Here is a 23,775-nt window from a genome sequence, read left to right as displayed (position 1 = left end):
CTTAACCTTCTAAATAGCAATGTGCGAATCGTCATGGGCATAAGCTGCAAGTATTCCTTGAAAACGCTCACGAAATGACTGAGTATGACCGTTTGTGAAAATAATAGATAAAGAAACCATTTGACATCGCACTAATGACTGAATATAATCGATTTATAAACAAAACGTTCACAAACATTCATTCGAATGACTGGGCGATTTCATAAACGATCAAATAGGCGGTGAGGAACATTTTTGGCGAGGAACGCAAAAATTTAATTTTAGCTTTAGTGGAAGAACAGAAGCGTGTTGACCTGCAGGCTCTATGTGAAAAATTTCAAGTATCGGAGTCGACGATTCGCCGGGATTTGCGGGAGATGGAGGAAGCCGGACTGCTTAAGCGCACGCATGGCGGAGCGATCTCCATTCGCAGCGTTAACTTTGAACCGAGCTTTTCCGAGAAGGAGATTACATCAACGCAGCAAAAGAAAGCGATTGCAGCGAAAGCGGTTCAATGGATTAGCAATGGAGATACGATTTTGCTTGACTCAGGCACGACCACTTTTTATTTGATGCAGCAATTGACAGCGTTTACGAAGCTGACGGTTGTTACCAATTCGCTTATGCTGCCGCAGGATTTGGAGCTGCCGCCAGGCATTGATGTCATTGTACTGGGCGGGGCTTACCGGCCTGGCGTATTGTCATTAGTGGGGCCGATAACTGAGCGCAGCCTTGATTTTATTAAGGTTGATAAGGCGTTTATGGCGACGAACGGCATGGACTTGGAGGAAGGGCTAAGCACGCCGAACGTGGTTGAGGGAGACATCAAGCGTAAAATGATCAAGCGCGCTGACCGCATTATTTTACTCAGCGACAGCAGCAAGGTCAATCAGGTCAGCTTCTCGCGCTTTGCTGATTGGAGCGATATTGATATATGCATTACCGATTCGGAGATGCCGGAGGATTTTGCCCGGAAGCTGGAAGAGCGAGGCGTAGAGGTGTATCGCACCTCGGTAGGAAAGGAGGCATAACAGCATGTCCAAGCAGCAAGTTATTACACTTACCTTGAATCCTTCCATGGACAAGACGATTATGCTTCAGGAGCTGAAGGTAGGAGGGCTCAATCGTGCAGAGGACATCCGTCTTGACCCTGGCGGTAAGGGCATCAATGTGGCGCGAATCGTTCACACCTTTGGAGCGAGCGTCACCGCCGCTGGATTCATCGCTGGCGGCATAGGCAAACGAATTATAGGGGAGCTGGACCGTTCGGGCATTCATACTGCTTTCGTCGAAGTGCCGGGCGAGACGCGGACGAATATGAAGCTTGTGGACCAGAAGCAGCGAACGACGACCGAGATCAATGAGCCAGGCTTTACGGTAAGTGAAAGCCAGCTTGCCCAGCTGGACCAATTGCTTGATAAGCTGCTGCCGAAAGCGTCTGTCCTTGTACTTGGGGGCAGCTTGCCGAAGGGAGCACCACCTGAGCTATATCATCATTTTATTGTAAAAGCGCGCAAGCTGGGCGTACGAACGATTCTGGATGCGGATGGCGAGGCGTTGGTTACTGGGATTAGTGCGATTCCATTTGCTGTCAAGCCTAATCAGTATGAACTGGAGCAGCTTGTACAGCGCAAGCTGGACACGAAAGAAGAAATCGTACGGGCTGGAAAACAGCTGCTTGCTCAGGGAATTACGCTTGTTATCATTTCGATGGGAGCAGATGGGGCCATCGTCATGAGCGGTGAAGAAGCCTATATGGCCAAGCCGTTCCCTATTGAGGCGCTGAGCACAGTTGGCGCTGGCGATTCGATGGTAGCCGTGCTTGCGCAGGCGCTTTTGCAAAATAGCAGCCTTGAGGATGTAGCAAGATGGAGTACGGCCGCAGGAACGATAACGGCTTCCAAAGCAGGCACCCAAGTATGCGAGTTCGAGGAAATTCGCAGCCGGGCAGGAGATATTTATATTCAAGCATTGTGATTATATCGAAGCGACTGGCGACATCATAAGGGAGGAATTGACATGAAGAAATTGCTTGCGGTAACTTCTTGCCCCACTGGCATTGCCCATACGTATATGGCCGCGGAATCATTGCTTAAAATGGCAGAGGAGAAAGGCGTTCCGCTGAAGGTGGAGAAGCGCGGCGCGCTTGGGGTAGAGGATGAGCTCACACCGGAGGAAATTGCCGAAGCGCATGCGATTATTTTGGCAGCGGACACCGATGTATTGGAATCGCGATTTGCAGGCAAGCCGATCATTAAGGTTGGCGTTGCCGAAGGCATCCGTAATCCAGCAGGGCTGATCGAGCAGGCGCTTGCGAAAGAAGCGGCTCAGGCTGGGTCGGCTGCACCCGTGCAGGAGCAGACGAAAAAAGAGAGCAGCTCCGTTCGAACCGGTGCCTACAAGCACTTGATGACAGGCGTATCCAACATGCTGCCGCTCGTGGTGGCAGGCGGTATCATTATTGCCATTTCGTTTATCTTTGGCATAACAGCATTTCAAGAGGAAGGTACGCTTCCGGCTGCATTGATGAGCATTGGTGGCGGGGCGGCATTCGCTTTAATGATTCCGATTTTGTCCGGCTTTATTGCTTTCTCTATCGCAGACCGGATTGGTCTAGCGCCCGGGCTTGTAGGCGGCATGCTGGCAAGCCAACTGGGAGCCGGCTTCCTTGGCGGTATTATTTCAGGCTTTCTTGCCGGCTATGTGGCAAAATGGCTGCGGCATGCGATCAAGCTGCCGAAATCACTGGAAGGCATAAAGCCGATCTTGATTATTCCCGTGCTGTCGACGCTCATTGTCGGGCTGATGATGGTTTATGTTGTCGGAACGCCAGTGAAGACGCTGATGGATATTTTGACCACATGGCTGACGGGGCTGAATTCAACGAATGCGATTTTGCTCGGCTTGCTGCTTGGGGCAATGATGGCGTTCGATATGGGCGGTCCGCTTAATAAGGCAGCGTATACATTCGCTGTCGGCTTGCTCGCAAGTCACGTCTATGGCCCGATGGCAGCGGTTATGGCAGCGGGAATGACTCCGCCGCTTGGCCTATGGCTAGCTACCGTCATTCGCAAAAACAAATTTTCAAAAGAAGAGCGCGATGCAGGAAAGGTGGCGGGAGTCATGGGGCTGGCCTTCATTACCGAAGGAGCGATTCCATTCGCGGCTGCCGATCCGCTTCGTGTCATTCCAGGCACGGTCCTCGGTTCGGCTGTAGCAGGAGCGCTGTCCATGGTATTTGGCGCGACGCTTCAAGCGCCGCATGGAGGGGCATTCGTACTCGCCATTCCTCATGCAGTGACCCATCTCGGCGCTTATGCCGCAGCGATTGTCATTGGTTCAGTTGTAACAGCTGTAACGGTATCCTTGCTCAAGAAAAATAAGCCGGCAGCGGCTTAAATCCCATCACATGGAGGTTATTACAATGTCATCCCAAACCTTATTAAACATAGAAACCATTATTCTTGATTCGACTGCTGGTGATCGTCAGGCTGTTATTAAAGAGCTTGCGGAGCGTCTGCAATCGGCTGGCTATTTGAACGATGAGGCTGCTTTTCTAGCTTCGGTAGAAGCACGTGAGCAGCATGCCTCAACAGGCATCGGCTTTGGCGTAGCGATTCCACATGGCAAATCCGCTGGTGTCATCAAGCCTGGCCTGGCATTTGCCCGTCTAGCGCAGCCGATTGAGTGGGGTTCCCTTGACGGCAAGCCGGTCACTTCGATTATTTTGCTGGCGATTCCGGAATCGGATGCGGGCAAGGAGCATTTGCGGATTTTAGCCTCGGTATCGCGCAAGCTGATACACGAAAGCTTCCGCCAAGAGCTGCTGGATGGCCAAAGCACCGCGGATATTTTGGAAACATTGGAAAGCGCCCTGTAAGCACAGCGAGACTAAAGGAGGAGACCGTGCGATGCAAACACGTGTATTGACGATTATAAATGAAGAAGGGCTGCATTTGCGTCCGGCCCAAGTGCTGGCTAATGCAGCAGGACAATTCGCAGCCGATATTTACGTTGAGGTGGCTGGCGGTGGAGAGGCTAATGCGAAAAGCGTGCTCGGCATCATTGCGCTAGGCTTGGAAAAAGGCGCTGAGGTTAAGCTGTCGGCGGATGGCGAAGACGAGGAGCAGGCTGTCGCCAAGCTTGCTGAACTATTCGAGCAAGGTTTCGGAGAGCAATGAGCGAGCAGCACATTAAAGGAATCGGCGCTTCGGAAGGTATCCGCTTCGGGAAAGCCTTCATCTATGGCGCTCCTGCTGTAGAGGTGGCTTATCCCCAGCGGATTGAGCCGGAGCAGGTAGAGGCGGAGCTTGAACGTCTGGAGCAGGCGAAGCGCCAGTCGGCAGCAGAGCTGAATACGATCATCGCCAAAACCGAGGCGAAGCTGGGGAAGGATATGACGGCAATTATCGAGGGGCAGCTGAGCTTTCTGGATGATCCCGCCTTTTACGGCGATATCCGCGGTCAAATTAAGCGCAAGCAGGCGTCCGCTGAACAAGCGGTCCAAACCGTGCTGGCCCAGCTTTCCGCTTTGTTTGAGAAGATGAACAATGCATACGTAAAGGAACGCATTCATGATGTGAAGGATGTTGCAGATCGGCTCATGAGTCATTTGCAGCAAGTGTTTTATCCAGATCTGGCAAGTATTACAGAGCCCGTTATATTAGTAGCGGAAGATTTAACGCCTTCCGTCACCGTACAGCTTGACCGCAGCATTGTGCTCGGCTTTGTGACACGGGTTGGCGGAGAAACGACGCATACTGCAATTTTGTCCCGTTCGTTGGGCATTCCTGCGGTTGTTGGCACTGGCGCTGCTTTTGAGCAGCTGAGCCACGGTGATGAGCTAATTCTGGACGGTACGGACGGCGTTATTGTGTTAAATGCCGATGCTGCTACCCGCTCGGATTATGAAGCAAGGCAGCAGGAGGAGCAATCGGCGGCCGGGAAGCTTGAGAAATACAGGCTGCTGCCGGCAAAGACGGAGGATGGCAAGCTGATTGAGCTGGCGGTAAACGTCGGCATGCCAGAGGAAATGCGTGAAGGGCTTGTGGACGAGGCGCATGGGGTCGGCTTGTTCCGAACGGAATTTTTGTTCATGAATGCGGACCGCTTTCCGGATGAAGAAAAGCAATTTGCTGTGTATAAGCAGCTAGCCGAAGCGTGGCAAGGCAAGCCCATTGTCATCCGTACGCTGGATATAGGCGGGGACAAGGAGCTTTCCTATTGGGATTTGCCGCATGAGGACAATCCATTTCTCGGAAATCGTGCAATACGCCTTTGCCTGAATGAGCGGGAGCTGTTCCGCACCCAACTGCGGGCGATTGTTCGCGCCAGTGCCTTCGGTACCGTAAAAATTATGTTTCCGATGATCTCCTCTATGCAGGAGTTCCGCGCTGCCAAGCAGCTAACGCTTGAAGTCATGGATGAGCTGGAGGAGCAGGGGATCACCTTTGATGAAAAACTAGAAATCGGCATTATGGCCGAGGTTCCGTCTGTTATTCAGCTGGCGGACCGTTTCGCCAAAGAGGTTGACTTTTTCAGCATTGGCACAAACGATTTAGTGCAGTATACACTCGCTGTTGACCGCATGAACGAGAAGGTAGCGCACTTATATGATTATTTCCATCCGGCGGTTATCCGCTCGATTCACAGCCTCATCCAAGCGGCACACAAGGAAGGCAAATGGGTCGGAATGTGCGGGAAAATGGCGGGCGATCCGCTTGCTGCACCACTGCTGCTCGGCATGGAGCTCGATGAATGGAGCATGGATGCGGGCTCTGTGGCGAAGCAAAAGTTTACACTGTCCAGACTAAATGTGCAGGATAGCGCGCAGCTGCTAAGCGATGTGCTTGACCTCGACACGGCTGAGGAAGTTCGGCAGCAGGCTAAAGCTTTCCATGCTTCCAAGTTTAGTGATTAGCAAATGTTTGACCAGATGTGGATAGGCATCATGCCGCCCATTCTACCCATGCCCACCAGTAAGAGGGCATTCAGGACGCTTTTGTAATATTCGATTCCTCTAGCAGGAACGAAGTTGCGAAGGCGTTTTTCTTTTTGTTAAAAATTAAATTTTACATTTGTTCATATTTTGATGAGTGATAGACAGCGTAAATGGGTAAAATATTAAAATAGTTGGTGAAAAGGTGGGATTCGGTGTTTCCTAGCTTCATTAAATGAACATAAGTCCATATGTATGTTTACATATGATCAAATTCATGCTAAACTAAGTTTGTATTTGAGGAATTCGTATATGGGGAAGGGGAACAGGTCATGTTAAATTTGTCTGGAATGATTGATCATACGCTGCTGCGTGCCGACGCGACGAAAGCAGAGATCGCTAAGCTGACGGAGGAAGCGAAACAATATGAATTTGCTTCGGTTTGTGTAAATCCGACTTGGGTCGCTTTTGCCGCTGAGCAGCTAGCTGGAAGTAAGTCCAAAGTTTGCACGGTTATCGGCTTTCCATTAGGGGCATCGACGAGCGCCGTTAAAGCTTTTGAAACGAGCAACGCGATTGCAAATGGTGCAGATGAAATTGATATGGTCATCAATATTGGCGCCTTGAAAGACGGCAACGATGACTATGTGGAGCAGGACATTAAAGCCGTTGTTGATGCGGCTGCAGGCAAAGCGATTGTGAAGGTCATTATTGAGACAAGCCTGCTCACCGATGAAGAAAAGGTTCGTGCATGCGAGCGTTCGGCGAAAGCCGGAGCTGATTTCGTAAAAACCTCGACAGGCTTCTCCACTGGCGGAGCGACAGCTGAAGATGTAGCGCTCATGCGCAAAGCAGTCCAAGGCAAGCTCGGAGTGAAAGCATCGGGCGGCGTACGCGGACTTGAGGATATGAAAAAAATGATCGAAGCAGGCGCAACTCGCATTGGCGCAAGCTCTGGTGTGAAAATAATGCAGGGCGAGCAATCCAGCGCCGCTTATTAATGAAGTAACCATAGAACACGGTGCTGCTCCTTTCCGAAGGGGCGGCCCACTTTTTACGGTAAATGCAAGAGCGGAGGCATCAGCATTGCTTTGTAAGCGCTCTATTCAGCCAATCAACTTCCATAATCATGAAAAAATAGGAGGCGGCAACTATGAAATACATCGTAGCTTTATTAGGCCTGCTGGTTGTGCTAGGATTGTCCTATATCGTCAGCAACAATAAGAAAAATATTCGTTTCAAGCCGATTGCCATCATGATCATTATGCAGGTGGTTCTTGCCTTTGTCCTATTAAATACGATTGCGGGAGCGACCTTGATTAAAGGTTTTTCCGGCGTGTTTGAGCAGCTGCTTTCCTACGCGCAGGAAGGGATCAACTTTGTATTTGGCGGCATTTTAAATGAAGGACAATTTTCCTTCTTCCTGTCGGTCCTGCTGCCCATCGTATTCATATCCGCGCTAATTGGCATTTTGCAATACTTGAAAATCCTTCCTTTTATCGTAAAGGGCATCGGATATGTGTTAAGCAAAGTGAATGGCATGGGCAAGCTGGAGTCTTATAATGCGGTTGCTTCAGCTATTTTAGGCCAATCGGAAGTATTCATTTCGGTCAAAAAGCAAATTGGCCTGCTGCCGAAGCATCGCCTGTATACGCTGTGCGCCTCGGCGATGTCCACCGTATCGATGTCGATCGTCGGCTCGTATATGCAAATTTTGGACCCGAAATATGTCGTGACCGCGCTCGTACTCAACCTGTTCGGCGGCTTTATTATCGCTTCGATTCTTAATCCGTATACGGTAGAGGAAGGCGAAGACGTGCTGCAAGTACAGGAGGAGGGGGAGAAGCAGACCTTCTTCGAAATGCTGGGTGAATATATTATGGACGGCTTCAAGGTTGCGATTATCGTCGCGGCGATGCTGATCGGTTTTATTGCCCTCATTGGCATGGTTAATGGTTTGTTTCTTGGCATTCTCGGCATTTCATTTCAGCAAATCCTTGGATTTATTTTCGCTCCTTTCGCTTTTATTATGGGAGTACCGTGGAAAGATGCCGTTGATGCGGGAAGCATTATGGCCACGAAAATGGTATCGAATGAATTTGTAGCGATGCTCGAAATTAGCAAATATCCTGATCTTTCGGCCAAAGCAGTCGGCGTCGTATCGGTGTTTCTCGTCTCTTTTGCGAATTTCTCCTCCATCGGCATCATTGCAGGCGCGGTAAAAGGCTTGCATGAGAAGCAGGGCAATGTCGTTGCGCGCTTCGGCATGAAGCTGCTTTATGGCGCAACGCTTGTAAGCGTGCTGTCGGCGACGATTGCAGGGATTTTCATTTAGACGAAGCAACTAAGTAAGTAACTAACTAAGTAATTAACTAATTAACGAAGCAGAGGAGATATTTCAATGAGTGTTCATATTAATGCACAGCAGGGCGACATCGCCGAAACGATTTTATTGCCAGGTGACCCGCTAAGAGCGAAATATATTGCGGATACGTATTTGGAAAATGTAACATGCTACAACGAAGTGCGCGGTATGCTGGGCTTTACAGGAACGTACCAAGGCAAGCGTATTTCCGTGCAAGGAACAGGCATGGGCGTACCGTCCATCAGCATTTATGTCAATGAGCTCATTCGTGAATATGGCGTGAAAAATCTCGTTCGTGTCGGCACATGCGGCGCCATGCAAAAAAGCGTAAACGTGCGCGAGGTTATTTTGGCGCAAGCGGCTTGTACAGATTCCAGCATGAATCGCCACGTATTCGGCGGCTATGACTTCTCGCCAATTGCCAGCTTCGAGCTGCTAAAGGCGGCTTACGAGCGCGGCGTAGCCAAAGGCCTCAAGCTGCATGTCGGCAATATTTTCTGCTCGGACAGCTTCTATCGGGATGATAAGTCCATTGTAGAGAAGCTGATGGAGCACAATGTGCTTGGCGTTGAGATGGAAACGACGGCGCTTTATACGCTCGCTGCAAAATATGACGTCAATGCACTGACGATTTTGACCGTAAGCGACCACCTGCTGACGGGTGAGGAAACGACTTCTGCTGAAAGACAAAGCACATTTAATGACATGATGGAAGTGGCGCTGGAAACGGTAACTTCCCTGTAATAGGCAAGGTAGCCTGGCTTATAGCTATTATTTTAAATCGTGAGGAGAATGCAGCATGAGAATGGTAGACCTAATTGAGAAAAAACGCGATGGTGAAGTGCTGAGCGCTGAAGAAATTAACTTTTTTATTCAAGGATATACGAAAGGCGAAATTCCTGATTATCAGGCCAGCGCAATGGCAATGGCGATTTTCTTCAAGGATATGACGGAGCAGGAGCGCGCTGATTTAACAATGGCGATGGTGAATTCCGGCGATACGATCGATCTGTCGGCCATTGAAGGCGTGAAGGTAGACAAACACTCCACTGGCGGTGTTGGCGATACGACGACGCTCGTTCTAGCCCCACTCGTTGCAGCGCTGGATATTCCAGTTGCGAAAATGTCGGGACGCGGCCTCGGCCACACCGGCGGAACGACAGACAAGCTTGAAGCAATTGCTGGCTTTCACGTTGAACTGGAGAAGGAAGAATTCGTTCGTCTCGTGAACAAGGATAAAATCGCGGTCGTCGGCCAATCCGGCAACCTGACGCCAGCTGATAAAAAGCTGTATGCGCTGCGTGATGTTACAGCTACCGTCAACTCCATTCCGCTAATCGCAAGCTCGATCATGAGCAAAAAAATCGCTGCCGGCTCCGACGCTATCGTGCTTGACGTGAAAACAGGCGCAGGCGCCTTCATGAAGACGGTAGACGATGCGAAGGAACTTGCGCACGCGATGGTGAGCATCGGCAACAACGTTGGACGCAAAACGATGGCGGTCATTTCCGACATGAGCCAGCCGCTGGGCTTTGCAATCGGCAACGCTTTGGAAGTAAAGGAAGCGATTGATACGCTGCAAGGCAAAGGTCCAAAAGATTTGGAGGAGCTCTGTCTGGCGTTAGGGCGTCAAATGGTCTATTTGGCGAACAAAGCAAGCTCGCTGGAAGAGGCGGAGGAAATGCTGAAGGAAGTCATTCGCAATGGCAAAGCGCTGGAGAAATTCAAGGTGTTTATTGCCAATCAGGGCGGTGACCCTTCGGTTGTTGACCATCCGGAGAAGCTGCCGCAAGCGGCTTATCTGATCGAAGTGCCAGCGAAGCAGGATGGTGTCGTAGCAGAGATTGTTGCTGACGAAATCGGTACAGCAGCGATGCTGCTGGGCGCAGGACGCGCAACGAAGGACTCGGAAATCGATTTGGCTGTAGGCCTGATGCTGAATAAAAAAGTCGGCGACACCGTTAAAGCCGGCGAATCGCTCGTAACCATTCATGCCAATCGTGAAAATGTGGACGATGTGCTCGCGAAAATTTATGACAATATCCGTATCGGCGATAAAGTCGAAGCTCCTGTCTTGATCTACGGAACTGTAACCGAGTAGAAATAAAGCCATTTGGGTATAAAATGGAAACCGCCATCCGGGTGCAAGTGCTGCCGGGATGGCGGTTTTTGTGCTGCTAGGAAACGGCCGGGCAACGGTTTATAAAAGGTTTATAAGGTCAACAAACCGAAATGCTTAACCTACAAATACTTAACAACTAAAATATTTGACAATAAGGTAAAATGACCTTATTATATGTGAGGGGACAGATGTCCATTGGGAAATGGGCAAGTAAGTCAACTTGTGTTGATAGGCTAGAGGGGGAGAATAAATGTCGCAAACAGCTTCGAAGGGCGGCGCAGAGCCTGAATTCCGCTTGGCAAGCATCATCGTACCGATGATCGCCATTATTTCAGGCATATTTATGGTTATTTTGGATTCAACGGCGATGAATGTCGCGTTATCCAGGCTCGTCATTGATTTTAATACCGATTTGCCAACGATTCAGTGGACCGTAACGGGGTACATGCTGGCGACGGCGGCAGTCATTCCGCTTTCGGGCTGGCTTTCGGATCGTTTTGGGGCCAAAAATATATTTTTGGGCTCGGTTGTAGCCTTCACCTTGGCATCACTGCTATGCGCATTGCCTAGCAGCGCCGAGTGGCTCATCGTATTTCGGATTATTCAAGGCCTCGGCGGCGGCTTCGTTATGCCGGTCGCTATGGCTTATGTGTTTCGTTTAAGCCCGCCGAATAAGGTGGGGCAAGTGATGGGGATGATGGGCGTGCCGATTTTGCTCGCGCCTGCGGTTGGTCCGATTTTGGCCGGCTGGCTCGTGGAATATCATTCCTGGCACTGGATATTTCTGATTAATATTCCGGTCGGTATTTTCAGCCTTATATTCGGCCTTTGGAAGCTGCCGAAGACGGAGCGCAAGCAGGTGACCGGCATTGATATTCCAGGCATGATTTTAGGGCCGCTTGCTTTTGCCTCCTTATCTTATGGGGTTACGCAAGGGGCGGAAAGCTGGTCGTCCGATAAAACGATTGGCGGGCTAGTTATCGGCGGTATCGCGCTCATCGCGTTTATTATCGTAGAGCTGCGGTCAAAATCGCCGCTGCTGGAGCTTCGCGTGTTCCGCTCGGTTGACTTTTCGTTCAGCATTTTTGTGCAGTGGCTGCTGCAATTTTCGCTTTTCGGCGCGATTTTCCTGCTTCCGCAATTTTTGCAGCAGGCACGCGGCTACGGCGCCTTTGATACGGGGCTTACGTTGTTCCCACAGGCGCTTGCTTCCGCATTTATGATGCCGATTGGCGGCTATTTGTTTGATAAAATCGGGGTAAGATGGCTTGTCGTTATCGGCCTCAGCCTCGTATCTGGTGCGATTTTTCAATATACGCAGGTTGATTTGACGACAGAGGGCAGCGATTTGCTGCTTCCGCTCATTATGGCGGGCATGGGCTCCGGCCTTATGATGATGCCGCTCAACTCGCATTTGCTGCAAAAAGCGCCGCGTGACCTCGTCAGCCGGGTAACATCGCTGACAAGTGCTTTGCAGCAGGTGGTCAGCTCCTTCGCAGTTGCTACGTTAGTTACGGTGCTTTCTTCACGAGTGAAGACGCTCATTGTGGATCAGCAGTTGCCGCTTACTACGCCTGCAGAAGTACAGAAAGCGACGCTTGCTGTAGCGCCGGAAGCCTTCGGCTATACGTTCGGCATTATGCTAGTCATTGCCATCGTCGGCATTTTCCTCGGCTTGTTCCTGCGCAGAGTGAAAGTACAGGCGGGTGCGGAAGAGCAGAAGAGCAAGCAGGAATTGGGGCTTGAGGGACTGCATTAATTCAATTCAATCTAGCTTACGTCAGACGCCTGGTTCGCCAGCGGCGGTCTGGCGTATTTTTTTATTGTCGCAGGCTCTCGAAGTCGCCAGTTCCTTGTCGATCTCTACTATAGCTGCCCGAGCTGCCCGGCAGGATATTGAATATGCTTCTAGAATTATAGTTGTAGGAAGGTAGTTCAATTTTCAGACTGAAAGGATAGGGGAAAATGGTTACATACAGAATGGCAACTCCGAATGAGCGCGATGAATACATAGATTTAGCCAACTATGCTTTTAGCTTAGATTTTGAAACTCTGATGCCCAAAGCGTATGAAAAGAGCGTAGATTCTTCAGCGATGCATATGGTTGCTGCGGATGAGAAAGGCAGGCTGCGCGCACAGGTGGCCGTTTTTCCAGAGCCTATGATGGTATGCGACTATTCGCTGCGAACCTGCTATTTGGGTACCGTATCGGTCCATCCTCGTGCGCGTGGCGAGGGGCATATGAAGGTGCTCATGAACATGTGGCTTGAAGAACTGCGCAATACGTATGATATGGTCGTATTATATGGCCAACGACAAAGATATGAGTATTTTGGCTTCACTCTTGGCGGTGTAAAGTTCAAGTATTTCGTGGGAGAGGCCAATGTGCGCCATGCCTTAGGACAGGTGAACGACACAGGAATATCCTTCTGCCCGTTATTCGAGATTGAAGGAGCAGAAGCCTTTGCGCATAGCATGAACACCTCGCGGCTTGCTTATGTTGAACGGAACGTACAGCAATTGCCACTTATTTTCAACACTCTTCATCAAAATGCGCTGGGCGTTCTGGATCATGGTAAGTTGATCGGGTACTTGATCGTAAACGAAGCAGGCGATGAAATATCTGAATTCGCGATGGAAAATAAGGACGATATTTCGCGGACTATCAAGGCTTATATGCAATATAATAGAGCAGAGCGGATTTCTATTTTTACGCCAGAATATGACATTGATCTGAATACGTCTCTGGGCAGCCTCGCTGAAGACTATGTTATCGAGACATCCGACATGTATCATATTCTGGATTTTGCCAATGTATTGAAGGCTTATCTGACTCTTAAGTTCAAGACCACAGGGATTGTCCAGGGGGAATTCTCCGCAGTCATGGACGGTCAACCGATTACTGCGCGAGTGGATGCGAGCGGCGTAACTGTCGAGCGTTCTGCTAAGCAAGATGCAGTTGTCCTTACTAAGCAGCAGGCTCAGGCGCTTCTGCTTACACAGCACAGTCGTTATATGGCAGTTAACGCGCCCGTAGGATGGTTTCCACTACCGATATTCTGGTACAAGATCGATAAATACTGAGACCATAAAATAAGCCAAAGGCGAACACTTCGTTTATGGGAGGGGAATGTAATAGGGAGGATTAAAAGCGTGTTAAATTATCGTAAACCAAGATTCTGGCTGCTTGGTGTCTCAATTATTATTATGCTAGCAGTTGGGATTGGATGGACAGCAAACTCTGTAACAAAGGGGAGAGATGCACCAGGTGAAGAAATTTCTTTGGAAATACCAGAGAAATCAGCAGCAGAAATATTAAAAGACCTAGCCAATCAATCATTTTCAATGAATGGGAATCAAATGAGTGATGACGATCAAGAAACCGTTGTCGCATTTGGACAAGCTTTTGTGAATTTATACACCGGTGCCATTTCAGAACAAGAAACAGTATCATTTAGAAACTACATATCTAATGAGAATCTTCTTGAATATACAAATAAGATGTTAGAGTTAGAGCAAAGTAAACAATTAAAGGGAGTAAATCGTGTGATTTTCGGCTTGGAAAATGAATTCAAGGAAGCAGAGTTCAAGAAACTTGATGGAAATCTCTACTACGTAAGTTTACCATTTTCAAACCAAGGGTCTGGAATGAATCTTCAGGTGTTGGTTCAAGCTGAAAACAAGGCATTAAAAATCGTTGATTTGTATTTTGGAAACAAAGATGGTATAGATACGATTGCAACAGGACATCCCGCTGATAGAAAGCTTCACGATCCAAAACTATGGGATGACCAAATATGGGTAGATGGTGTTTTTGAAAAGCTTGAAAAAATAGAAATTTGAACGGAATTTCACTCTGGAAGGAATTTCACAAGGAGTGAAGCGTTAGCAAATAGCCAAACCAAAAGCGCCTTGCCTGCATAACGCAGGGCAAGACGCTTTTCCCGCTGGTGTCTCCCATTCAGCCTAACGGTTTTGCCCTGATTCCCGATATTACCTCATTGTTACCCGATTGGATGCTTGCGGAGAGCAAAGCAGCGGCATGTGCACGCAATAGCTCCCGGATAAGCTCCATAAATGCAATCCCCTTTCTGCTTCGGATTATACATTCTATTAAAATGGCACGGAGATGTGCTAGTCTCTTAATCTATCAGGCGAAAGTTGATGAATTTATCGCTTATGGTCAATGGACTATAACGATCTAGCCTTTCAGCTGCCTGCGGTAATCCGTAGGCGACACGCCGATAATCTTCTTAAACAGCCGGGAAAAATAATACGGGTCCTTAAAGCCGAGCGACAGGCTGACCGCCTTCACGCTTTGGTCGGTAAGGTCAAAAAGCTGGCCGGCCCGCTGCATCTTCAGCCGCAAATAATAGTCGATTGGAGCATAGCCGGTAGATTGCTTAAATAGATGATTAAGATGCTGCTTGGAAATGCGCGTTCGCGTAACCAAATCCTCTAAGGTTAAATGGCCCTCCAGCTGTTCCTTCATATATTGTATAGCCTGTTCAATATAGGCGAGCATTTTCTCATCCTGCTTGCGCCTTGGAATAAGCGAAATGAAGCTCAGCAAATAACGAACCGTTTGCGAAATATGCAGCTGATGAATAACCGAATAGGATTTGGCCGACAGCAGCTCGTAGCATTGGTTAAATAGCTCGACGATTTTCTCCGCCTCCGGCAGCGACACGTGGAGCAGCGCTGCCTCAAGGCTAAGGCTTTCCAGCAGCTGCACCAGCTCCTCGCCGCGAAAGTGAAACCAGTAGATGCTCCATGGGTTCGTCGTGTTGGCTCCGTAGCTATGAGGGGTGAAGGCGGGAATGATGGAGACGGTTTTTTCCGTTACTTGAATCGTCTCCTCACTGCCGAGCTTAATCCAGCCCTCTCCATTCGTGCAATAGATGAAAATATAAGAATCGCAGCCCTTAGGCCGCTCTCGATAATGATGCTTGGCACGGTGAAAATAGCCGATATCCGTTACATAGGCTTGGCGAATAATCGGGTGGCTGGTCATCTCCTCCAGCTGGTAGGGGGGCAAAACAATCAGCTTCTCCGTCTCGAAGCCTTGTGTTTTTTTGTTGAGCATGGTGAAGCAAGCCTCCTCGTTCCTTATGGTTATATTGTAAGCGGAGGGAGCTTCCAGCCGCAAGCGCTGCATTCGCGCAAAATCAGAATATGCTCCATTAGGAACAGACAATTGTCAATGGAAAGGCGGGCGCAGGCACGATACAGTGGAGGAAGATAAAGGAGGTAACTGCGTAATGAGTAAGCATCATATTGCTATAAAACTGAATGAGTACAATAAGGAAATTACGACGGGCATATTGTCGAGCAATAATGGAAGCAATCCGAAAGGGGAAAGCTTCGGTTTTACGAATTTTTACATGACGCGCAATGGTGAGCCGTTTATTCCGGTTGTCGGCGAGTTTCATTTTTCCAGATTTTCTTATTTATATTGGGAGGAAGAGCTGCTCAAGATGAAGGCGGGCGGTGTGCACGTAATCGCAACCTATATATTTTGGAATTACCATGAGGAGAAGGAAGGGCGCTTTAATTGGAATGGCAACCGCAATCTCCGCCATTTTATTGATCTTTGCGCTAAGCTTGAGCTGCCGCTCGTGCTTCGAATCGGCCCTTTCTGCCACGGCGAGGTGCGTAATGGCGGCATTCCGGATTGGGTGTTCGAAAAGCCGCTCGTCATTCGCTCGAATGATGAGCTGTATTTGAAATACGCAGCACGTCTGTACCGCGAAATAGCAAGGCAGATGAAAGGCTCGCTGTTTCAAGACGGCGGCCCCGTTATTGCGATTCAGCTCGAAAATGAATTTATGCACTGCGGCGCTCCGCAGGACTCATGGGGCTATAAAAACGGCGTATTCATGTCTTCAGGCACGGGCGGCAATGCGCATTTGGACAAGCTCAAAGCGATTGCGGCACAATCGGGCATTCGCCCGCTGTTCTTTACAGCTACTGCATGGGGAGGAGCAGCGGTGCCTGAGACGGACACGCTCCCGATGCTTGCAGGCTATGCGTATACGCCATGGATTCCAAATCAGCCGCCGAGCGGCGAATATATTTTCCGCGATCTGCATGTAACACCAATGGAGCAGGTCAATTATCCATCTGCACAATATCCGGTGGCCTACTGCGAGATGGCAGGAGGTATGCAGGTCAGCTACACGGCTCGGCCGCATGTGAGCCCGGACAGCGTGGAAGCGATGACGCTTGTGAAGCTGGCTAGCGGCAGCAATCTGCTCGGCTATTATATGTATCATGGCGGCTCAAATCCGCGCGGGGAAAATGGTTTTCTCAATGAATACGGCTTGCCGAAAATAACGTATGATTACCAGTCTCCGCTGGGCGAGTTTGGACGCATTGGCGAATCATATGACCGTATCCGCACGCTCAGCCTGTTCATGGAAGCTTACGGCGCAAGTTTGGCGCCAATGGGAACGGTACTGCCGGATGGTCAAGCGGAGCTGCAGCCTGAAAATACGGAGGCACTGCGTTATTGCCTGCGGCAAAAGGATGGCTCGGGCTTCTTGTTTCTGAACAATTTCCAGGATCATGTGGACATGCCTGATCGGGAAGATGTAAGTGTGACGTTGAAATCGTCCAAAGGGCAGGCGAGATTTCCTCATACAGGCAGCTTGCGATTGAAGCAAGGAATTAGCGCGGTGCTGCCGTTCCACTTGGAAGCAGCAGGCATTCATATCGTTTCCGCTACCGTTCAGCCACTGACGAAGCTTACGGATACAGAGAACCCGCTGCTTGTCTTTTATGCGCATGAGGGCCTGATCCCAGAGCTTATTATTTCCGAGGAAATGGTCGCGGGCGTAACTAGCGATGGTGGCGGTATAGTGGAGCAGCAAAGCGGAGTTTATATTGTACATCCGGCAGCAGGCAAGCAGCATTTAACTGAAGTAAGGCGTAAAGACGGAAATGTCGTCCGTATCCTTATCCTCTCTAGAGAAGAGGCGCTGGGCACATATCGCTTCCGCTTGTGGGGAGAGGAACGCCTGCTAATCAGCGACAGCCATCTCTATGTATCCGGCGAGCAGCTCATTTGCACCTCGCCTGGCAAGGCGGAATGGCAAGTTGCCATGTATCCGGCAGCCGCAGCGGATATTAAATCAAGCCAAGGCAGCCTTTCTCCAGCAACCGAAGGCTTGCTCCAACTTTATACGGTGAAGGTAGCAGCTTATGAACCGCAGCTTCTCATCAACAAGACGTCAAATCGTCATGCGGCTGTGCAAATCGATGCGGCTTGGCCAGACCAAGTAGCTGATTTGTTTCTTCATATTGAATATGATGGCGATGTAGCCGCTGCGTATTTGAATAATGAGCTGCTGACGGACCATATCCATTATGGCCAAGCATGGCCCATTGGGCTGAAGGGCTTCCAAAATGAACTGCTGAATAATGAGCTGCAGCTCGCCATTACTCCCATACGAAAAGGTACAACGCATACGTTTGTGAATCAGGCTTTCGTGGAGCGCTTTGAAGGTGTGGAAATCGCAGCGTTTCATGAGATTAAGGCGGTGCCGCATTATGTGACGGCGTTGTCTCAAGTGTTCAAATAAGCCTCTAATGGAGGGCGACAAGCAGGCACGTCAGTATCCCAGCAGGCAGCAAGCGCTGGGAAACAGGCGTGCTTGCTGTCGTTTTTAAGCGTTTTTTGACGGGAAAGGTACTAATTTATATATGACTTTGTCCTTAATATTGAGGGTACTGCAAAGGAAGAGGTCTGGCTTATGATGAATATATAAGCTTGGCAACGGACTTGAGCCACGGCGCTGCAAGAGCGACGAACCATAAACTTAAGGGAGTGACCATCGCAGTGACAACGAAGCAACAGCAAAATATTCAGCCATGGAAGCTATGGTACAAGCAGCCAGCGAGCCGTTGGGAGGAAGCGCTGCCGATCGGCAATGGTCGATTGGGCGGCATGGTATTTGGAGATGCGCGCAAGGAGAGAGTGCAGCTTAACGAGGATACGTTATGGTCTGGATTTCCACGCGACACCAACAATTATGAAGCATTACGGTATTTGAAAAAATCGCGCGAGCTTATTTTCGCTGGGCAATACGGCGAGGCCGAGACGCTTGTGCAGGATAAAATGCTAGGCATGAACACGGAGGCTTATCAGCCGCTCGGCGATCTTTATATGGAGCATCGCCAGCTAGGGAGCGGAAGCGGAACGTCCGCTTATCGCCGGGAGCTTGACCTGAGTACAGGAATTGCTTCGTCTGCCTATACAGTAGAAGGCCGATCCTATCGCCATGAAATATTCGTAAGCGCTGTTCACCAAGTCCTGTGCATTCGCTATGAAGCGCTGGATGGCGGGGAGATTTCCCTTGCGGCAGGGCTGGAGTCGCCGCATCCGGTGCAGCTGGCGGAAGGTAGCGGCGGCGCGCTTGTACTGAGCGGTACATGCCCTTCCCATATTGCCGACAACTATCATCAGGATCATCCGAGGTCGGTGCTTTACGAGCAGGGCCGCGGTGTTTCCTTCGAGGCAAGGCTGCAGGTGCTCGGTGCAGGCTCGGCCAGTATCGTCAATGAAGCAGATGGCGCCAGCAGTTCGCTTGTTGTAAGCGGGCATGGCACGGTTACGCTGCTGCTGGCGGCCGCGTCCAATTTTGCCGGCTATCAGGTAATGCCGGTTAACGATTCCGCAGCATTGGCGCTTAAAAACGAGCAGCCGCTTGCGATTGCAGCGGAGCTTGGCTATGAAGAGCTGCGCAGCCAGCATATTGCCGAGCATCAGCGGCTTTTCCGCCGGGTAGCTATCGATCTCGGTACTAGCCCGAATGCGCTGCTTCCAACAGATGAGCGGCTTGCAGGCTATAAGCGGGGAGAGGCTGATCCGCAGCTGGAGGCTCTATATTTTCAATATGGACGGTATTTGCTTATGCAGAGCTCAAGGCCCGGCACGCAGCCGGCCAACTTGCAGGGTATATGGAATGACCGGGTACAGCCGCCATGGAACAGCAACTATACGACGAACATCAATACGCAAATGAACTATTGGCATGCCGAAATTTGCGGGCTGGGCGAATGCCATGAGCCGCTCATTGATATGATTGGCGAGCTTAGCCAGACGGGCAGCCGTACAGCATCTATTCATTATAATGCGCGCGGCTGGGTCACCCACCATAATGTCGATTTATGGCGGGCTTCAACCCCTTCGGGCGGGCACCCGAGCTGGGCCTTTTGGCCGTTCGGCGGCATTTGGCTTTGCCTGCATCTATGGGAGCATTATGCGTTTAATCCGGATCTGGCCTATTTGCGTGAACGGGCGTATCCCGTTATGAAGCAAGCTGCGCTGTTCTGTCTAGATTGGCTGCAGGAGACGGAAGATGGTGTGCTCGTCACGATTCCGGCTACTTCGCCGGAAAATATGTATAAGCTGCCCGATGGCAGCGGCGGCACAAGCAGCGTATCTCTGGCAACGACGATGGATATTTCGCTTATTAAGGAGCTATTTACGCTTTGTCTGCATGCAGCCGATTTGCTAGGCGAGGATGAGGCGCTGCGCAGCGAGTGGCAGGGAGCGCTGGCGAAGCTGCCGCCATTCCAGATTGGCTCGGATGGCAGACTGATGGAATGGGTTGAGGAATTTGAGGATCATGAGCCGGGACATCGCCATGTATCGCATTTAATAAGCCTGTACCCGGGTTTTCTGATTAATGCGGAGAAGGAGCCAGAATTGCTAGAGGCTGGACGGGAATCGCTGAGACAGCGGATTGCAAGCGGCGGCGGTCATACGGGCTGGAGCTGTGCATGGCTCATTAACTTGTATGCAAGGCTGGGCGAGCCGGAGCAGGCGCATTATTTTATTGAGACGTTGCTTTCCCGCTCGACGCATCCGAATTTGTTCGACGATCATCCGCCGTTCCAAATTGATGGGAATTTCGGCGGGACAGCGGGCATCGCTGAGCTGCTGCTCCAAAGCCATACGCAGGAGCTTTCACTGCTGCCTGCACTGCCAAAAGCATGGCCGAACGGTTCCGTACAAGGGCTGCGGGCACGCGGCGGCTTCATTATCGATATGGAATGGAAAAATGGACGTCTTGCGTCAGCTCGCATCGAGTCGCTCTCAGGCTCGCCATGCATGGTGCGCAGCGGCGATCTGGAGCTGGCGGTGCGGACGGAAGGCGAAGGCACAGTTGCAGCGAAGCAGGGCGAGCCGTTTGAAACATCGGCTGGCGCTGTATACACCGTTGTGCCTAAGGAAGCGTTGTAAGCTTAAATCATACACCTATATATAGAAGATTTAGCATAAGGGAGAAGTGGAAAACCATGACAGAACAGCAGTATCCATTTTTAGACGGCAAGCTGGACATAGAGGAGCGTGTGCGCGATCTCGTATCGCGGCTGACGCTGGAGGAAAAAGTAGAGCTAATGGTGCAATATCAGCCTGCCGTTGAGCGGCTCGGCGTCAAACCATACAAGCATGGTACGGAGGCGGCGCATGGTCTGGCTTGGCTCGGCGAAGCGACCTCGTTCCCACAGCCCCTCGGTCTTGGCTGTACCTGGAATCCGGAGCTGCTGAAGGCTGTTGGTTCTGTCATCGGTGATGAAGCCCGCGTCTATTATCAGCGCAGCCCCGAAGTAAATGGCCTCACGCTGTGGGCGCCTACCGTCGATATGGAGCGCGACCCGCGTTGGGGACGGACGGAGGAAGCTTATGGCGAAGATCCAAAGCTGACGGGCGAGCTTACGGCGGCCCTCGTGCAAGGCATTCAAGGCGACGACCCGGTATTTTTCAAAGCGGTTGCGACGCTGAAGCATTTTATCGCCAATAACAATGAAATAGATCGCGGCAGCTGCTCGGCGAGCATTGATCCGCGTAATATGAAGGAATATTACCAGCGTGCTTTTCAGCCCGCGTTCGTCAAGGGCGGCGCGCAATCCATGATGACGTCGTACAATTCGGTAAACGGCATCCCGACGATTTTGCATGAGGATGTGAACAAGGTCGTTAAGGGCGAATGGGGAATGATTGGGTTTATCGTCAGCGATGCTGGCGACTTAATCGGCCTGGTGAAGGATCATCATTATTATGATACGTACAAGGAAGCGGTCGCCCATTCGATTAAAGCGGGAATAGACAGCATTACCGACGATAAGGAAATTAGCTGCGGGGCGATCCATGAAGCATTGTCCGAAGGCTTGCTTGCGGAAGCGGATCTCGACAAAGCGCTGACCAATACGTTCCGTGTGCGTTTCCGTCTTGGCGAATTTGATGCGGATCATCCTTATGCGAATGTGCCCGAGTCCGTCTTATGCGCTCCTGCCCACGGCGATCTGTCGCTGCAGGCGGCCCGCGAGTCGATCGTGTTGCTCAAAAATGAAAAGGCCACGCTTCCGCTTAACAGCAGCAAGCTGGGCAGCGTAGCGGTCATTGGGCCGCTCGGCGATGTCGTGTATCGCGATTGGTACTCCGGCACTTTCCCTTATACGGTTACGCCGCTTGCCGCAATCCAGCAGAAGTTGGCTGGCAAAAAGGTTACGTTTACGAGCGGCAGCAATCAGGTTGTGTTGAGATCTGCCGCAGATGGATCGCCGATATCGCTCGGTGACAACGGTGTGCTGCAGGTCGCCGCTGGCAGTTCAGCGGAGACGTTTGAGGTAGGCGATTGGGGCTGGAACAGCCTGACGCTGCAAAGCAAATCCACGGGCAAATTTGCGACGAGCGCGGATGATGTCCATATTGCCGCAGCAGCGGACGAAGCCTATGGCTGGTATGTAAAGGAAGTGCTGCGCCTGGATGCGAAAGCGGATGGCACAACGGACCTTCTTACATGGGATAATAAACCAGTTGTGCTGAAGGAGCAGGCTGGCAAGCAGCTGTTGACTGTAGCTGAGGAAGGCGGTACGCCAGAAGCAGCTGAAGACAACGCGGGCAGCGCAGCTAACAGCGGAAGCGGCAACTGTGGTGACAAAGAGCACAAAGGTGCCTTTAGGTTGGACATTACCGTTGATGGCATTGCCGCAGCAGTAGCGGCAGCCCGCGAAGCAGAAACGGCGATTGTATTCGTCGGCAACAACCCGCTTATTAACGGCAAGGAAGAAACGGACCGACCCGGCTATACGCTTGCGGCAGCGCAAGAGCAACTGCTGAGGGAAGTATATGTGGTTAATCCGAACGTCATCGCCGTCGTCATCGGCAGCTATCCGTTTGAGCTTAATTGGGCGCAGGAACATCTTCCAGCGGTTGTGTATTTGGCCCATGCTGGCCAAGAGCTGGGCAATGCGGTCGCTGATGTGCTGTTCGGCGATTTCGCGCCGGCAGGCAAGCTGAATATGACCTGGTACAGCCATATCGAGCAGCAGCTTACCGACATTATGGATTATGATATTATCAAAGGAAAACGAACCTATTTGTATTTTGAGGATGCGCCGCTATATCCATTTGGACATGGGCTGACGTATGCGCCATTCTCCTTCGACAGCCTGCGCATTGCCCCAGCTGAAGCGGGCGAAGGCTGGATGGCAAGCATACGAGTAACAAATACAGGCAGTGTGGAGGCTGGCGAAGTCGTGCAGCTGTATGCCCATGCGAATGCCTCGCGTGTTAAACGTCCAGTGAAGCAGCTTGTTGGCTTCGAGCGCGTATACTTGCAGCCGCAGGAAAGCGTTGCGGTCCAGATCGCGATTAGCGCAGCTGAGCTTTCCGTGTGGGATGTGACGCGGGACCGCTTCTGTCTGGAGTCAGGCGTTTACAGCCTGATGGCAGGCAGCTCGTCAAGCGATATCCGCTTGACAGCCGAGCTATCCATCGAAGGCGAGAGCATTCCGCCAAGAACGCTGACGCAGCTGACGCGCGCGGAAAACTACGATGACTATTCCGCCGTGCTGCTTGATGAAAGCAAAGAAAGCGGCACTTGTATAAGGCTGACTGACGTATCAAATGCTGGCTGGATACGCTTTGCTGATGTGCAATGGAGCGCTACTCCAGCGGACTTCGAGGCGCGGGTTAGCGGCGGCCTGACTGGCGGCACGCTGACGGTGCGCTTTGGCGCGGCTGATGCTGAGCAAGCAGCCGTTCTGACGATGCCGGCTGGCGGCGAGCAGCAGTGGCAGAGCGTTTCGGCATCGCTTGCAGCGGGCATTTCCCCGCAGGCGGACGTTTATATTGCGCTGAGCGGCAGCGTGCGGGTGAGCAGCTTTATTTTTTCCTAAAAGCATATCAAGGATCGTTAGGCCGCAGGCTCTTTATGAACTTGCGGTCTTTTTTAAATATAGGAAAGGATATGATTTCGCCATCCTTTCTCTATATTTCTCGGACTGAAACGCGCCGCGCCGCCAGAGGACGGCGGAAGCCGCTTCACCTTGCCAGTAGCGGCGGGCAGGGTGTACATC

Annotated in this window: 17 protein-coding genes; 16 read left to right on the top strand and 1 reads right to left on the bottom strand. The window is 50.9% G+C overall.

What is annotated here, in order from left to right; genetic code table 11:
• The first annotated feature begins 221 nt into the window (after positions 1-221).
• The 13 genes from AC50YG_RS26015 (at position 222) to AC50YG_RS25955 (ending at position 14,247) form a co-directional block, all read left to right on the top strand.
• Positions 222-1,010: a DeoR/GlpR family DNA-binding transcription regulator gene (locus tag AC50YG_RS26015; protein WP_473760005.1), complete on the top strand. Its 789-nt coding sequence runs from the start codon at positions 222-224 to the stop codon at positions 1,008-1,010.
• A 4-nt stretch (positions 1,011-1,014) separates the two neighbouring features.
• Positions 1,015-1,956: a 1-phosphofructokinase gene (gene pfkB / locus AC50YG_RS26010; protein WP_494831068.1), complete on the top strand. Its 942-nt coding sequence runs from the start codon at positions 1,015-1,017 to the stop codon at positions 1,954-1,956.
• Positions 1,957-1,998: 42 nt separating this feature from the next.
• Positions 1,999-3,378 carry a PTS fructose transporter subunit IIC gene (locus AC50YG_RS26005; RefSeq protein ID WP_494831066.1) on the top strand — a complete coding sequence of 460 codons (1,380 nt, stop codon included), beginning with the start codon at positions 1,999-2,001 and terminating at the stop codon, positions 3,376-3,378.
• A 25-nt stretch (positions 3,379-3,403) separates the two neighbouring features.
• Positions 3,404-3,859: a PTS sugar transporter subunit IIA gene (locus tag AC50YG_RS26000; protein ID WP_494831064.1), complete on the top strand. Its 456-nt coding sequence runs from the start codon at positions 3,404-3,406 to the stop codon at positions 3,857-3,859.
• 31 nt (positions 3,860-3,890) lie between these two features.
• Positions 3,891-4,160 carry an HPr family phosphocarrier protein gene (locus tag AC50YG_RS25995; protein ID WP_341281957.1) on the top strand — a complete coding sequence of 90 codons (270 nt, stop codon included), beginning with the start codon at positions 3,891-3,893 and terminating at the stop codon, positions 4,158-4,160.
• Positions 4,157-5,899 carry a phosphoenolpyruvate--protein phosphotransferase gene (gene ptsP / locus AC50YG_RS25990; RefSeq protein ID WP_494831062.1) on the top strand — a complete coding sequence of 581 codons (1,743 nt, stop codon included), beginning with the start codon at positions 4,157-4,159 and terminating at the stop codon, positions 5,897-5,899. Before AC50YG_RS25995 ends, ptsP begins: the two co-directional genes overlap by 4 nt.
• A 350-nt stretch (positions 5,900-6,249) precedes the next feature.
• A complete protein-coding gene (gene deoC / locus AC50YG_RS25985; RefSeq protein ID WP_494831060.1) occupies positions 6,250-6,918 on the top strand; it encodes a deoxyribose-phosphate aldolase in 669 nt (222 codons plus the stop codon).
• 152 nt (positions 6,919-7,070) lie between these two features.
• The gene (locus AC50YG_RS25980) at positions 7,071-8,252 is read left to right on the top strand and encodes a NupC/NupG family nucleoside CNT transporter (protein WP_494831058.1); all 1,182 of its coding nucleotides are present in this window, start codon (positions 7,071-7,073) and stop codon (positions 8,250-8,252) included.
• A gap of 66 nt (positions 8,253-8,318) precedes the next feature.
• Positions 8,319-9,026: a purine-nucleoside phosphorylase gene (gene deoD, locus AC50YG_RS25975; RefSeq protein ID WP_494831056.1), complete on the top strand. Its 708-nt coding sequence runs from the start codon at positions 8,319-8,321 to the stop codon at positions 9,024-9,026.
• A gap of 55 nt (positions 9,027-9,081) precedes the next feature.
• Complete coding sequence (locus AC50YG_RS25970; protein ID WP_494831054.1) at positions 9,082-10,383, top strand: pyrimidine-nucleoside phosphorylase; 1,302 nt, start codon at positions 9,082-9,084, stop codon at positions 10,381-10,383.
• Positions 10,384-10,654: 271 nt separating this feature from the next.
• Entirely contained in the window at positions 10,655-12,163 is a 1,509-nt protein-coding gene (locus AC50YG_RS25965) for a DHA2 family efflux MFS transporter permease subunit (protein ID WP_494831053.1), read from the top strand.
• Positions 12,164-12,369: 206 nt separating this feature from the next.
• On the top strand, positions 12,370-13,488 hold the full coding sequence (locus tag AC50YG_RS25960; RefSeq protein ID WP_494831051.1) for a GNAT family N-acetyltransferase: 1,119 nt from the start codon (positions 12,370-12,372) through the stop codon (positions 13,486-13,488).
• 69 nt (positions 13,489-13,557) lie between these two features.
• Complete coding sequence (locus tag AC50YG_RS25955) at positions 13,558-14,247, top strand: hypothetical protein (protein ID WP_494831049.1); 690 nt, start codon at positions 13,558-13,560, stop codon at positions 14,245-14,247.
• Between the two features lie 358 nt (positions 14,248-14,605).
• Here the strand turns inward: AC50YG_RS25955 and AC50YG_RS25950 are convergent, their stop codons facing one another.
• The gene (locus AC50YG_RS25950; RefSeq protein ID WP_494831047.1) at positions 14,606-15,490 is read right to left on the bottom strand and encodes a helix-turn-helix domain-containing protein; all 885 of its coding nucleotides are present in this window, start codon (positions 15,488-15,490) and stop codon (positions 14,606-14,608) included.
• Between the two features lie 175 nt (positions 15,491-15,665).
• Between AC50YG_RS25950 and AC50YG_RS25945 the strand changes: the two genes are divergently transcribed.
• From AC50YG_RS25945 to AC50YG_RS25935, 3 genes are all read left to right on the top strand, one after another.
• Positions 15,666-17,987: a beta-galactosidase gene (locus AC50YG_RS25945; protein WP_494831045.1), complete on the top strand. Its 2,322-nt coding sequence runs from the start codon at positions 15,666-15,668 to the stop codon at positions 17,985-17,987.
• A 257-nt stretch (positions 17,988-18,244) separates the two neighbouring features.
• The gene (locus AC50YG_RS25940; RefSeq protein ID WP_494831043.1) at positions 18,245-20,653 is read left to right on the top strand and encodes a glycoside hydrolase family 95 protein; all 2,409 of its coding nucleotides are present in this window, start codon (positions 18,245-18,247) and stop codon (positions 20,651-20,653) included.
• A 56-nt stretch (positions 20,654-20,709) separates the two neighbouring features.
• Positions 20,710-23,595: a glycoside hydrolase family 3 C-terminal domain-containing protein gene (locus tag AC50YG_RS25935; RefSeq protein ID WP_494831041.1), complete on the top strand. Its 2,886-nt coding sequence runs from the start codon at positions 20,710-20,712 to the stop codon at positions 23,593-23,595.
• Positions 23,596-23,775 lie beyond the last annotated feature (180 nt).

It is taken from the genome of Paenibacillus sp. J31R34, from assembly GCF_059383715.1.
Note: the sequence above shows the minus strand (reverse complement) of the source record. Positions and strands in the feature narration are given on the sequence as shown.

What these genes read in the sequence shown, in the direction of transcription:
- AC50YG_RS25950 (WP_494831047.1), bottom strand. Translation starts at nt 15,490, where the DNA reads ATGCTCAACAAAAAAACACAAGGCTTCGAGACGGAGAAGCTGATTGTT.
- AC50YG_RS26000 (WP_494831064.1), top strand. Translation starts at nt 3,404, where the DNA reads ATGTCATCCCAAACCTTATTAAACATAGAAACCATTATTCTTGATTCG.
- AC50YG_RS25995 (WP_341281957.1), top strand. Translation starts at nt 3,891, where the DNA reads ATGCAAACACGTGTATTGACGATTATAAATGAAGAAGGGCTGCATTTG.
- deoC (WP_494831060.1), top strand. Translation starts at nt 6,250, where the DNA reads ATGTTAAATTTGTCTGGAATGATTGATCATACGCTGCTGCGTGCCGAC.
- deoD (WP_494831056.1), top strand. Translation starts at nt 8,319, where the DNA reads ATGAGTGTTCATATTAATGCACAGCAGGGCGACATCGCCGAAACGATT.
- AC50YG_RS25970 (WP_494831054.1), top strand. Translation starts at nt 9,082, where the DNA reads ATGAGAATGGTAGACCTAATTGAGAAAAAACGCGATGGTGAAGTGCTG.
- AC50YG_RS25960 (WP_494831051.1), top strand. Translation starts at nt 12,370, where the DNA reads ATGGTTACATACAGAATGGCAACTCCGAATGAGCGCGATGAATACATA.
- AC50YG_RS25980 (WP_494831058.1), top strand. Translation starts at nt 7,071, where the DNA reads ATGAAATACATCGTAGCTTTATTAGGCCTGCTGGTTGTGCTAGGATTG.
- pfkB (WP_494831068.1), top strand. Translation starts at nt 1,015, where the DNA reads ATGTCCAAGCAGCAAGTTATTACACTTACCTTGAATCCTTCCATGGAC.
- AC50YG_RS26005 (WP_494831066.1), top strand. Translation starts at nt 1,999, where the DNA reads ATGAAGAAATTGCTTGCGGTAACTTCTTGCCCCACTGGCATTGCCCAT.
- AC50YG_RS25935 (WP_494831041.1), top strand. Translation starts at nt 20,710, where the DNA reads ATGACAGAACAGCAGTATCCATTTTTAGACGGCAAGCTGGACATAGAG.
- AC50YG_RS25945 (WP_494831045.1), top strand. Translation starts at nt 15,666, where the DNA reads ATGAGTAAGCATCATATTGCTATAAAACTGAATGAGTACAATAAGGAA.
- AC50YG_RS25965 (WP_494831053.1), top strand. Translation starts at nt 10,655, where the DNA reads ATGTCGCAAACAGCTTCGAAGGGCGGCGCAGAGCCTGAATTCCGCTTG.
- ptsP (WP_494831062.1), top strand. Translation starts at nt 4,157, where the DNA reads ATGAGCGAGCAGCACATTAAAGGAATCGGCGCTTCGGAAGGTATCCGC.